Here is a 13097-nt window from a genome sequence, read left to right on the forward strand (position 1 = left end):
TGCCGGGGCGCGACTCGCGATTTGCGACTAAGCGCCCGAAACCCGGAAAAAGGCCGCATTTTATGCATCATTTTTGATCTTAATTTCATCGTAACAAGCGGATTTTGAGTGCGTGCCGGACGCGTCCATGGGGGATGCCGGATCGCGCCGGGGGAGCCGCATGTTCAGATCGGAGCGAAACCGCCGGACCGGCCTGTCGGCCGCGGCCCTCCTGGCCGCGATGCTGTCGTGCATGTCCGCCGCGCAGGCCCAGTTCAAGGTTTCCTCGACCTTCCGCAACAACACCGAGCCCGGCTGGACCATCACCGGCACCAACAATGCCGGCATCAACGACAGCGGCATCCTGACCGGCGGCTACGGCGCCATTCCCAACAACGTCAACGACGCCAACGGCAGCGGCTGGCTGCGCCTGTCGACCAACAGCAACAACCAGCAGGGCCTGGCGTTGTATACCGGCGGCTCGTTTCCGTCCTCGCAGGGCGTCATCGTCGAATTCGACTACGTCAACTGGGGCGGCAATGGCGCCGACGGCACCACGTTCTTCCTGTACGACGCGCTGGGCACCATGGTCGGCGCGCAACCCGGCGGCAGTCTGGGCTATTGCGGCGGCAACGGCGGTTACCTGGGCATCGGCCTGGACGAATTCGGCAATTTCTCCGGTTCGCTGCCCGGCGTGCTCGGCGGTTGTCCCGCCAACAGCAGCAGCCCCGGCAGTCAGGCCCAACGCGTGGTGCTGCGCGGACCGGTGACCGATAACAACCGCTGGCTCGCCAACGCGGCCGTCAGCGGCGGCATCGACACGCCCAACGTGACCACCCGCCCGGCCGCCGAGCACATGTTGGTGGCATTGCTGCCGAACACGCCGCAGCCGGGCTATACGGTGACCGTGTCGATCGGCGTCAACGGCGGCACCCCGACCACGGTGCTCAACAACGTCAATTTCAACTACCTCGCCCCGGCCAATCTGCGCATGGGCTACGCCGGTTCGACCGGCGGCCTCAACAACGTCCACGAAGTGCGCAACATGACCGCCTCGGTGCCGGCCGACATCGGCATCACCAAGACTGTCTCGGCCGCGCGCGTGCGCCGCGGCCAGCCGGTGACGTACACGGTCGTGGTCAGCAATCTCGACATCAACCCGGTCGTCGCCGGCAACCAGGCGCCGTCGATCCCCGGCACCGACGCACCCGACATCACCGACACCTTTCCCAGCCAGCTCACCGGAACCACCTGGACCTGTGCTGCCAGCGCCGGCTCCACCTGCCCGGCGCCGACCGGCACCGGCAACATCGCCGTCACCGGCGGCTACAGCCTGTTGCCGGGCGGCACCCTGACCTACACCGTGACCGGCACGGTCGCCAACAACGCCGCCTGCAACGCGACCGTGACCAATACCGCGAGCGCGGTGTTCTCCGACACCGATCGTTTCGGCGACATCAATGCGGCCAACAACACCGCCAGCGCGAACTTCGCGGTCGACTGCATCAACTTGGCGGTCGACAAGACCGCCGCGCAGACCCAGTTCACCGCCGGCGGCACCGGCACCTACAACATCGCGGTCAGCAACAGCGGCACGATCGCCACGACCGGCGCGCTCACCGTCACCGATACGTTGCCCGCCGGCCTGAGCGTGCCCGATGGCGCGGTCGCGCTGAGCGGCGCCAATGCCGTCAACTGGACCTGCGTCGCCGCGTCCAACACCTTGACCTGCACCAGCACCACCGCGATCGCCGCCGCGGCCAGTTCGACCTTCGGTTTCAACGTCGCCGTCGCCTTCGCCGCGACCGGGCCGGCGGTCAACACCGCGCGCGTGGCCGGCGGCGGCGACGCCAACTGCCCGCTCGCCACGCCCTGCGCCGACCCCACGCCCACGAGCACGCCGATCGTGCGTCCGTCGGTGAGCCTGCGCATCAGCAAGACCGATGGCGTCGGCAGCTTCACCCCCGGCGGCAGCGCGACCTATGTCATCACCGCCTGCAACCAGAGCGGCCCGGATCCGGCCAACGGCGCGACCATCACCGACCCGCTGCCCGCGGGCGTGACCCTGAGCGGCCCGTGGACCTGCGCCGGCAGCGGCGCGGTGCTGGGCACCTGCCCGGCAAGCGGCGGCGCGATCGGAGGCAACGCAGTCTCGGTGACCGGCGTGGTGCTGCCGGTCGGCGGCTGCGTGAGCGTGAATGTGCCGGTGAGTTTCAGTTCGAATCCGGCGGATTATTGAACCTGGCGGTGGCGTGACCGCGCCGCCGCCGACGCGCCTGCCGTCATCGGCAATGAGCGCGTTCGACGACGCGGTGCAAGCTCGCACTCGACCGAGCCGACGCAGTGGAACTAATGCGCTTACGTGTCAATTGCATGCTCGCCGTATCGGCGGGTCTTTTCGGCTCGCCCGACAGGCGCGCACCGCATGAGCGAGTAATAAGCCGCGCGATCGCAGCCGGTTTACGCTGCATGTCTCGACATAGCAACGTCCATTGCGCAATGCGTGCGCAGTGCAGGCGATGTGCATCGTTTGAGTCGAATGCGCGCATTCCAAACATGCTTGATCCATGCCCGACGCATACGACCGTTCCAGCCGCCTCGCATCGCCCCGAAAACGCCGATAGGATCGGCCGACTGATGCGTCACTGTCGCTGCACGCCGCGACAAAGCGCCTAACACCCCGATCGTGTACCTGTCGAAGATCATCATGCCGTTCAATCTCACCGTAACCCAGGCCCTGCTCGACGACTTATTTTCCAGGCGCATCCTGCTGCGGTTCAATTCTCCGGCGCCCGCCGCCGGCCAATACGGATGGCTGCGCGAAGATCAGACCATCACGCTGTCGAGGCAGCTGACGATCGAACAGAACGTCGGGCTGTACGGTGGCGCCTACGCGCCGATGGTCGGCGGCATGCCGTCGAGCGGCCTGTGCAGTATCGGCGCCTTCAGTTATTCCTATTCGCCGCTGCCGGACTATCTGAGGGTAGGCCGCTATTGCTCCATTTCCACCGGCCTTCGCTTCATCGACTCCCATCATCCCACCCATGCCATCACCACCTCGGCGATGACGTTTCGGCCGCACAATCATCTGTTCGCCGATCACGTCACCGATGCGGTGCGGAAGTTCGCGGAAAAATTCCAGGTAGGCGGCGAAAAACCGGGCCCGGTCATCGAACACGATGTGTGGATCGGCGCCAACGTGACCCTGGCCATGGGCATCACGCTCGGCACCGGCAGTATCGTCGCGGCCAACAGCACGGTCACCAAGAGCACGCCGCCCTACGCGATCGTGGGCGGCAACCCGGCCGTCATCATCGGCTTCCGCATCGCCCATGAGCTGATTCCCGCGCTGCTGTCGACCCGTTGGTGGGACCATCGGCCCGATCAGGTCTTCGCGCTCGGCTTCGAGGACCCAGCAACGTTCATCGATGCTTTTTCCGCGCAGCGGCCCGAGCCCATGGCGTTCGATTCGATTCTGCTGGCTCCACCCTGAGCGCGGAAGACGACAGATCGGCCGCCCCGCGGCGACCGATCCGTCAAGAGCGCACGGTGACGCGCCAGCACTTGTGCTCGACCTGCACCCAATCGATCTCCACCGGCAGGAACTTCTCGATCAGGCGCGCGTTGCTCGACAGGTGATCGCTGATGAACGCGGTGGTGAACTCGCCGCCGCCGGCCAGCGCCATCGGCAACAGCAACTGATCGGACAAGTGCTCGCCGACCGCGGCGCTCGACGCCAGGTAGTCCGATACCTGCTTGACCACGCCGATCGCGACCTGCTCGGCGCTGAGACCGCGCTCGCCCAAGGCCGTGAACAATTCGGTGTGCTGCTGCTCACCCTGCACACGCAGCATCAGCACATTGCCCGGGCTCTGCGCGAGCGCGGCGCGACGCAGGTGCTGATGCTCGGGCGCCAGACCCAAACGTTCGGCGACGACCTGCAACTCGCGCTGGCCGATCTGGTCGTGCAAGGCCGACAGCAATGCGGTCGCGTCCAGTTGCGGCGCCGGGTCGCGCTGATCGAACACATGCGTGCGCAGTTGCGCGTTCGGCGCGACCCGCAGCTGCAAGGCGCCGCCACCGGCCGGGAAGAAGCCGTGACGCAGCAAGGCGAATTCGGTGTCCACGCCCATGCGCCGCAAGGCCGGCAGGTAGGCCTCGGCGATGAAGTCCGCGCACGGCGCGAGCGGGTTGTGGGTGCCGCCCTCGATGGTCACCTCGGACGGCCCGTCGCACGACCACAGCGCCGGCAATACCGTCTGCATCACCAACGTCGCCGAACCGGCGGTGCCGATCGAGAAACGGTAACGCCCCGGATTGACCGCGCCCGGGATGAAACGCAGCGTGGTCGCGCCCAATTGCGCGCCATCGACATGCGCGCAGCCGATCTGCGCGGCCGCACCGACCGCGGTCAGATGCTGGCGCATCAAGCCCGGGCGCGAACGCTTGGCGCGGATGTGCTGCATCTCGAACGCGGTGCCGGTGCACAGGCTCAGACTCAATGCGGTACGCAGCAGCTGTCCGCCGCCCTCGATCCCGCTGATTTCGATCAATTCCATCTTGCGATCCATGACTCGGGGCGGCCTTGCGGACGCCCGCACTCCTTTGTCTATCCAATTTCGTCGAACGGCCAACACCGTCCATGTGTATCGCCGACCCGCGCGCGGACCAACTTCATCCGCGCCACGGCATCAGCCCTTGACGCACACCACCTGCCGCAGCGTATGCACGATTTCGACCAGGTCGCTCTGCGCGGCCATGACCGCGTCGATCGACTTGTAGGCGGCCGGCGACTCGTCGACCACCTCGGCATCCTTGCGGCATTCCACGTGCGCGGTCGCCTTGGCGTGATCCTCCAGGCTGATGCGCTTCTTCGCCTCGGTGCGGCTCATCACCCGGCCCGCGCCGTGACTGCAGCTGTGGAAGCTGTCGGCGTTGCCGAGGCCGCGCACGATGAAGCTCTTGGCGCCCATGCTGCCCGGGATGATGCCCAACTCGCCCTTGCGCGCGCTCACCGCGCCCTTGCGGGTCACCAGCACGTCCTTGCCGAAATGGTGCTCGCGGTTGACGTAGTTGTGGTGACAGTTCACCGCCTCGGCCTGGGCCTCGAACGGCTTGGCGATCACCGTGCGCACCGCGTCGACCACATGCTTCATCATGATCTCGCGGTTGCTGCGCGCGAACTGCTGCGCCCACTCGACCGCGTGCACGTAATCGTTGTAGTGATCGCTACCCTCGGGCAGATAGGCCAGGTCCTGATCCGGCAGATTGATCATCCAGCGGCGCATGTCCTGCTTGGCCAGTTCGATGAAGTGGCTGCCGATCGCATTGCCGACCCCACGCGAACCCGAGTGCAGCATGAACCACACGCGGTTCTCCTCGTCCAGGCAGACCTCGACGAAGTGGTTGCCGGTGCCAAGCGTACCCAGGTGATTCAAGTGATTGCTGCGCTCGAGCTTCGGATGCTTGGCGATGATGCGATCGAAGCCCGCGTGCAGGCCCGACCAGCGCTGCAACGAAGCCTCGGGCGGGTTCGCCCAGGCGCCCTTGTCGCGCAGACCGCGGCCGACGGTGCGGCCATGCGGCACCGCTTTCTCGATCGCCGCGCGCACTTCGCCCAACTGATCCGGCAGATCCTCGGCCATCAACGTGGTACGCACCGCGATCATGCCGCAGCCGATATCGACACCGACCGCCGCCGGCACGATCGCGCCCACGGTCGGCACCACCGAGCCCACGGTCGCGCCCTTGCCGAGATGCACGTCGGGCATCACCGCGATCCAGCGGTGGATGAAGGGCAGCTTGGCGATGTTCTGCAACTGGCGGCGCGCTTCGTCTTCCAGCGGCACGCCGCGGGTCCAGTGCTTGATCGGCACCGAGCCCGGGTCGTTGATGACGTCGTAGTGGACGGCGGCGTTGGTATTGGCGTTCATGCTCTTGCTCTCTGTGTTGCGGGCCTTGCGGCCCTCGCTCCCGCCGTCGATCCTCGCCGGCGGGAAGGTGAAGGATGCAGCGTCGCGGCGCATGCGGCCAGCGCTGGTCAGCGCCCGGGGCACGGCGACCGCTCGCGGCGGTAAAGGGCGCGGCACGATGCGACCAGTAAAAACGGAACCTTGAACTTGGAAGGTTGTAGTTCCGCCCGCATTCGCGTCGTGACGCGTTTGAAACAAAAGCCGATGTATCGCGACCAGGTTTACGTGGAACGTTCTGTGCTCTACCGACTGAGCTACCGTCTCGCAACGGGCGGGGATCGAACCCGCGACAACAGGTCAATGTAGTTCCACAGGCATTCGCGATACAGCGGTAAAACGGTTGAAGCGTTGCAAGGATCGCCCCTCGCAATCCTCCAGTTCGTCATTCCCGCGGACGCGGGCTGCGCTTCACTTCGGCGGAGCCGAACATCCAGCGACTTTCGTGCAGGTAGCGGCAAAGGCACTGGATTCCCGCGTTCGCGGGAATGACGAACTGATGGATTCGTTGATTCTTGAAAAAATCGATGCATCGCGACAAGAAACGACGAAACGTTTACCTGCTCTACCAACTGAGCTACCGCTTCGCGGCGGACGGGACTCGAACCCGCGACCTGGACATTCAGAGTGTAGTTTCGCCAAGCATTCGCGATGCACCGACAAGTTAAAGCACACGCTGGAACAATGGACGACTTGAAACCTTGCATACCGACATATCGCGACTAGAAACGACGAAACGTTTTCCCGCTCTATCCGCTGAGCTACCGTCCTGCGACGGGTGGGATTCGAACCCACGACCTGGCACGTGATAGGTGTAGTTTCGCCAAGCATTCGCGATACATCGCCAAACCAGAATCCTGGGCCGGCCGGCGGACCCTATTGTCCGCCGGCCCTTCCTGTACCGCATCGCACCTCCATGGCGCGTGCGGCCGACGGACCGTCCTGGTCCGTCCGCGCGAACGTATCCCTCGTTCGCGTCGCGGCGCGTCCCTGCGCCGCGCGGCACCGTCCTGTTGCCGCTTGCAATCGATCAGCGCTTACAGCGCGATCGAATCAATCCGCTCCACCCATCGCGCCGCCGTTCCGCCCTGCGCCGCGTACACCGCCAACAGGTCGAACACCGCGTCGCTGAAGCCACCGATATGCAACACGTCCGGCGACTCGACCGTCTGGCTGGTCGCGGTCGGCTGCAAGTCGATGCAGACCAGCCGCGCATCCGGGCAACGCGCCTTGATCTGCGCCCACTCGCGCATGGTCGCGGTCGCGCCGCCGTTGCGGGTGTCGCGCCAGCTTTCGTTGTCCGACACCAGCACCAGCAAATCGACCTTGGACTTATCGCGATTCAACTGCGCCAACGGCGCGCTGACCGCGGTACCGCCACCGCACAAGCCCGCCAACTGCATCGCCAGCGTCATCACGCTGTCGCGCGGATTCAAACGCAGCTTGCGCACCTCGGTATCGAACGGCATCACCCGCGCACCCTTGTGGTTGCGCTGGATGCAGGCCGCGACCAGCGCCGCCACGTCGACGCAACGCATCTTGGTGGTCGCGCCCTTGCGGTAGCCGGTGACCGGCGAAGCCATCGAACCCGACACGTCCACCGCGACCACGACCTCGCCTTCCAGCGCCGGCACCTGACGGGTCGCGATCTCCATCGCGTCCTGCAGAGCCTCCACGATCGGCGTCGGCATATCGGCGGCGGCGTGGTACGCGCTCAACAACTGGTACGGAAACACGCGGGCGTTGCGGATTTCGTCGGCATCGGTCAAACGCGCGACGATTTCGTACACCACCGCCTTGTCATCGAACACACCATGGCGCTGGAACGTGTTGAGGTTCATGCGCAGCGTCTGCCACGACACCGTCCGCGCCAGATGGATCCAATGCGACTTGGTCAGCGGCAACGAGCTGAAGTACTGCATCGGCAGCTTCGGCATCGGCGTGGACTGCGAGCGCTTGAACGCCTCATACGCCCGCACCTTGGCCGGCAACACCGCCTCGTCGACCGGCTTGCCGATCAACCACGCATACAGCGCGGCGCGCTCGGCATCGGCCGGCTTCGGGTGGACCATCTTGATCACGTCGGCGAGCGAAGGCTGGTTGCCGATCGCCGCGTTCAACAACTGATCCACCGAAGCGCGATCGAGCCACTGTCGCACCAGCCGCTTGGGACGCGAGCCCAACGACTTGCGACCGACCTGCCCGCTGCGCACGATCTGGACGAAGTTGCGCAGCATGCGGCCGTTGTCGATCACCCGGCCGAACGCGCGCTCGAACGCCTCGCCGTCGCGGCCGGTCAGGCTGGCCAGGAACAGCGCCGGCATGTCCTTCATATGGCCGCGCTGGCGGGTATAGATCGCGGTCTTGGCGACGAACGCCGGCTCGACCTGCGCGCACAGCTTCAATACGTGATCGAGTTGCTGCTCGGCGCTGGCGTAGAAGGTGTTGTTCAAGCAGCCGGTGGCCGCGTACAGCGCCAGCGCCGACTCCGGGCGGCGCGCATGCGCCAGGCCACCGGCCTCATTGCGCGAGGTGGCCGCCGGCAGCGCCGGGCCGCGGGTCGAAGCGAAGAGGTTGAGGTTGGCCATCGGGGTATTCCGGGTTGGGACTTGCCTGTACTAGAGCAAGCGCCGTGCCAACTTCTCGCCGCGATAGCTAACCAGTTGAATAAATAGATATTTCCATCGTTATCGGGTCGGCAGCTCGGAAACCCGACAGAGATATATCTATACTGTCAGATATAAATTTATCCATACAGATATCCCAATGAAGCGCCAAGTCATCATCGGCATGCTCGGCACCCAACTCGACGCCGCCTCCGGCCCGGGCCGCTGGGAAAAATGGCGCCCCACCGTCTCGCTGGGCATGCACGAGGACTTCCTGCTCCACCGCCTGGAACTGATCGTCGACGAGCGCCGCTTCGGCAAGCTCGCCCATCTGGTCGCGCAGGACCTGGCCCAGGTCTCGCCGGAAACCCAGGTGCGGCGTCACGACACCTTCCTCGCCGATCCCTGGGATTTCGAGTCCGTCTACGGCGTGCTGCACGACTTCGTGCGCGCTTACGACTTCCAGCCCGAGGAAGAGGACTACTACGTCCACATCACCACCGGCACTCACGTCAGCCAGATCTGCTGGTTCCTGTTGACCGAAAGCCGATTGTTTCCGGGACGCCTGCTGCAGACCGCGCCGCCGCGCAAACAGACCGGCGAGGCGCCGGGCACGTATGCGGTGATCGACCTGGACCTGTCGCGGTACGACCGCATCGCCCAGCGTTTCGCGCAGGAACGGCTGCACGATCGCGACCTGCTCAAGAGCGGCATCGCCACACGCAATCCCGCCTTCAACCGCATGATCGAGCAGATCGAGACCGTGGCCACGCGCTCGAAGTCGCCGATGCTGTTGATGGGCCCGACCGGCGCCGGCAAGAGCCAGCTCGCGCGGCGTGTGTTCGAACTGAAGAAGCAGAAGCACCAGTTGCCCGGCCGTTTCGTCGAAGTGAATTGCGCGACCCTGCGCGGCGACGGCGCGATGAGCACCTTGTTCGGCCATATCAAGGGCGCCTACACCGGTGCTTCGACCGATCGCGCCGGCTTGCTGCGTTCGGCGCATCAGGGCCTGTTGTTTCTCGACGAGATCGGCGAACTCGGCCAGGACGAGCAGGCGATGCTGCTGCGCGCGCTGGAGGAAAAACGCTTCCTGCCGGTCGGCGGCGACAAGGAAGTCGAAAGCGATTTCCAGTTGATCGCCGGCACCAACCGCGACCTGCAGGCCGCGGTGCACGAAGGCCGCTTCCGCGACGACCTGCTCGCGCGCCTGAACTTGTGGACCTATCGCCTGCCCGGCCTGGCCGAACGCGCCGAGGACATCGAGCCGAACCTGGATTTCGAACTCGAACGTCACTCACGCGAAAATCGCCAACGGGTGACCTTCAACCGCGAAGCGCGCGAACGTTATCTGAGCTTCGCGCGCAGCGGCGAAGCGACCTGGGGCGGTAATTTCCGCGACCTGGGCGCGTCGGTGATGCGGCTGGCGACCTTGGCCGACGGCGGCCGTATTCGCCTGGATCTGGTCGACGAGGAAATCGAACGCCTGCGTCGGCAGTGGCATGGCGCGGGCGCGCAGCGATCGCTGCTCGACGAGATGCTCGGCGAAGGCGCGGCGCAACTCGATCGCTTCGACCGGGTGCAGCTGGACGACGTGCTGCGCGTATGCCGGCAGGCGAAGAACCTGTCGCAGGCCGGGCGCGAGCTGTTCGCGGTGTCGCGTTCGCTCAAGGCCAGCAGCAACGACGCCGACCGGCTGCGCAAGTATCTGGCGCGGTTCGGGCTGGATTGGGAACAACTGCGCGCCGGGATGTGATCCAGGCGCGCCGCGCGGCGATCAGGCTTGGGGATCAAGCCTCCTGGGGCTGCGGCTCGCGCTGCGTCTGCGCCGCCAATGCTTGACGCGCCAGACACTCGCGCCCACGCCGGCCCGGCGCCATCAACAGGCCGGTGCTGGCGAGGAAGAAACGCTCCAGCTCCATCGACACACTGCTGACCACGCAGAACTCGTCGCCTTCCTGGTGATTGATCGCGTGGTACAGGCCGATGCCACGCGCTTCCAGATCGGCCACGACCTGCGGCAGCAATTGCTTCGGCGGCTGCCACGGCAACTGCGGATAGTCCCAGTCGGCGTGATGCAGGCGTCGCGGATCGATCTCGCCCATCACGCAGGCGCGCAGCTTGGGGTAGTCCAGCAGCAGATCCAGGGCGAGCTGATCGAGTTCGACCAGATGCGGCGCGTTTTCCTTGATGTCCACGCACTGGGTCAGCTCGGTCAATGCGCGCGTCGCCGCGTGCGCGGCATACGGCGATGCGCCGCAGCCGTGCGGGAACACGATTTCCTCGGCCAATCGTTCCTGGGTCGTGGCGATGAAGGCCGGATAGGCCAGATCGCTGGTCACGTCGATCAGCAGCACCCGACGCTCGAGACGACGCTGCGCCAACTCGTGGATGCGCGCAAGCTCGGCCGGCAGCGAGGCAGGCTCGATCAAGCGGCCGTAACGCGCCGGTGCGCCAAGATAGTGCGCGAGCATGAACAACGCCCACGCATCGCGTTCGACGATCTCGCCGATGCCGTGCAACGCGGCTTCCTCGAAGCTGGCGCCGATCGCGGTGCCGCTGTTGGAGCTGTAGCGGGTCGCGCTGTGGTAATCGAAATCATCGCGCGGATCGCGCAGTTCGGGCGCGGGCGGATAATCGGGGAATACCATGAACAACGGCACGTCCAGATCGGCTCGGCCCGAATACGACGCGTACTGGCGGCAGGCCAGATGGCGTTGCGATTGATCGGCGAACTCGGATACGAACGGCAAGCCGGCGCAGCGCGGGTCGTCGGCGAGTTCGCGCGCCGACACGAACCGCGGCGCGGTGGCCAGCGCGGACGCGCGGCAGTAGTAGTGTTCGACCGCTTCGTACAAGGCACCGGTCAACGAAGCGGCGGGCTCGCCCTTGCCGGAACCGCGACTGAGCAATCGTCCCTGCGCATCGTGCAAGGCGCACTTGATCGTGACCAGGCCACGGCCGAACTCGCCGGTATCCGCGCTCCAGCCGCGCCGCGCGATGCAGGCGTGGATGATGCGGTTGGCCTCGTCCAGGCTGCGCTCTCGTTCGTACGGAATCATTCCTTGTTCCTCGCCGAAGTGCATGCGGTGCATGAGCGCGAACGCATGGCGCGCGACGCTGCGCGCGCCATGCGGGTTCAGCGCTTACTTTGCGAACTCGTCCAGGAACGCCTGCTCCTGCGCGGTCGGCGCATTGAGCTCGTTCATCGCGACCTTGAAGTCCACGCCGGACGCGGCACTGCTGATGCGCAGCGCTTCGGTGGCGGGGATGTACTTCGGCTTTTCGAGCACGGTCTTTTCGAAATCGAGGCGGGTAGCACCCATGACTAAACCTCCTGTTAGGTCGAATGAGACACGGACGCGAACCGACGAGGTGTCGTCCACCAGGCTGCGGGCCGTCCTGTGCCGCAGCCTGCGGCTGCGCGATCAGGGTTAACCGCTGCCACCGCCACAGGTCCATGAAACGCGTCACCAAACCGCACAACCGCGCCGGTTCGGGCTGGAATGCTGTGTTGCCGCCGGCGGATACGATTCATGCCTGAAACATCGCGGCCACCGCCACGCGCGCGATAGGCGCGCGATACGCAGGCGCACGCCGCGCGCGGCGCGGCGAGACGGATATGCGATCGAGTGCATGCGACAGCGGCGACGGCCGCTGCCGCCGCGGTCACAGCACGCTGGCGGCGCGCAGCTCGTTCGCGGCGAAGGTCGCCGCGGCACCCTCGGGCAGGTTCAACGGCCCGGTCACGCAGCTGACGAACACGAGCGAACGCGTGCCGCGGGTGATCTGGCCGACCTGCCAGCGCACCGCTTCGCTGCCGGCCATCACCGCCGACCCGCTCTTGGCGACCACCGAGACATCGCTGCGCGCGGGATAACGCCCGATCCCGATCGCGCCGTAATTGCCGATCAGGGCGCCCGGCGGTTGCCGCAGGCCGGCGCGCACGTCGGCCATGGCCTGTTTGTTGACAGGCAATTGCTCGCTGAAGAAGCGGCGCAGGAACAGCATCTGTTCGTCCGGCGAAATCTGCAGCGAACCTCCCATCCAGAAGTTGGCGCCGCTGCTGGTGTCGGCGTTGCCGTAGTTGAAGCGGTTCATGTACTCGCGTTCGCGGGTCTCGCCCAGGCGCTGGGCGATGAACTGGAAGTACTCGGTCGACGAATACATCAGCGCGGTGTCGAGCGAATGGGTGCCGCTGCCGGCCAGCGGCTGGCCGGCGCGCACGATGCTGCCGTCGAGCCCGGCCAGGGCGTGCGGAATATCGAAGGTCGCCGCCGGCGTGACCCGGCGCTTGCAGGCCGGCGACGGGGTGCGGCGGATCTCGCCCGCGCTCATGTCGTACAGCAGGAAACAGGCCTGGACCTTGAGCGGCTCGGCGTCCGTGTCGGGCTCGATGAACGGATAGGGCAGCTTGCTGGCCCGGTTCTGGGCGCTGGCGTTGAAGCTCAGCAACAGCATGCTCAGAACGGCGACGATTGAGGCTTTCATGCCTGAAGGACTCCTTGCAGGAAGGGCGCGGACGGCCGCAGCGCCGTGGCGCACC

9 protein-coding genes are annotated in these 13097 nt (G+C 65.8%); 3 read left to right on the top strand and 6 right to left on the bottom strand.

Annotation, left to right across the window (positions count from 1 at the left end; genetic code table 11):
- The first annotated feature begins 160 nt into the window (after positions 1–160).
- Entirely contained in the window at positions 161–2218 is a 2058-nt protein-coding gene (locus tag ASD86_RS01535; protein ID WP_056106124.1) for a DUF11 domain-containing protein, read from the top strand.
- Positions 2219–2686: 468 nt separating this feature from the next.
- The gene (locus ASD86_RS01540; RefSeq protein ID WP_157475990.1) at positions 2687–3472 is read left to right on the top strand and encodes a CatB-related O-acetyltransferase; all 786 of its coding nucleotides are present in this window, start codon (positions 2687–2689) and stop codon (positions 3470–3472) included.
- Between the two features lie 43 nt (positions 3473–3515).
- On the opposite strand, the gene rtcA is transcribed toward ASD86_RS01540, so the two are convergent.
- The 3 genes from rtcA to ASD86_RS01555 all read right to left on the bottom strand — a co-directional run bounded on the left by rtcA (position 3516) and on the right by ASD86_RS01555 (position 8536).
- A complete protein-coding gene (rtcA, locus tag ASD86_RS01545; protein WP_056107028.1) occupies positions 3516–4538 on the bottom strand; it encodes an RNA 3'-terminal phosphate cyclase in 1023 nt (340 codons plus the stop codon).
- A gap of 132 nt (positions 4539–4670) precedes the next feature.
- On the bottom strand, positions 4671–5912 hold the full coding sequence (locus ASD86_RS01550; RefSeq protein ID WP_056107030.1) for an RtcB family protein: 1242 nt from the start codon (positions 5910–5912) through the stop codon (positions 4671–4673).
- A 1073-nt stretch (positions 5913–6985) separates the two neighbouring features.
- Entirely contained in the window at positions 6986–8536 is a 1551-nt protein-coding gene (locus ASD86_RS01555) for a TROVE domain-containing protein (protein WP_056106129.1), read from the bottom strand.
- Positions 8537–8714: 178 nt separating this feature from the next.
- Here ASD86_RS01555 and rtcR point away from each other — a divergent pair, with 178 nt between their 5' ends.
- Positions 8715–10307: an RNA repair transcriptional activator RtcR gene (rtcR, locus tag ASD86_RS01560; RefSeq protein ID WP_056106130.1), complete on the top strand. Its 1593-nt coding sequence runs from the start codon at positions 8715–8717 to the stop codon at positions 10305–10307.
- 34 nt (positions 10308–10341) lie between these two features.
- Here rtcR and ASD86_RS01565 read toward each other — a convergent pair whose 3' ends face one another.
- The 3 genes from ASD86_RS01565 to ASD86_RS01575 form a co-directional block, all read right to left on the bottom strand.
- Positions 10342–11646, bottom strand: a complete 1305-nt coding sequence (locus ASD86_RS01565; RefSeq protein WP_056106132.1) for a YcaO-like family protein — start codon at positions 11644–11646, stop codon at positions 10342–10344.
- A 51-nt stretch (positions 11647–11697) separates the two neighbouring features.
- Positions 11698–11877, bottom strand: coding sequence for a hypothetical protein (locus ASD86_RS01570; RefSeq protein ID WP_056106134.1), 180 nt, complete (start codon positions 11875–11877; stop codon positions 11698–11700).
- A 343-nt stretch (positions 11878–12220) separates the two neighbouring features.
- Complete coding sequence (locus ASD86_RS01575) at positions 12221–13042, bottom strand: penicillin-binding transpeptidase domain-containing protein (protein ID WP_082577964.1); 822 nt, start codon at positions 13040–13042, stop codon at positions 12221–12223.
- Positions 13043–13097: the final 55 nt, after the last annotated feature.

It is taken from the genome of Lysobacter sp. Root690 (assembly GCF_001427785.1).
In the GTDB taxonomy this organism is placed as follows: domain Bacteria; phylum Pseudomonadota; class Gammaproteobacteria; order Xanthomonadales; family Xanthomonadaceae; genus Lysobacter.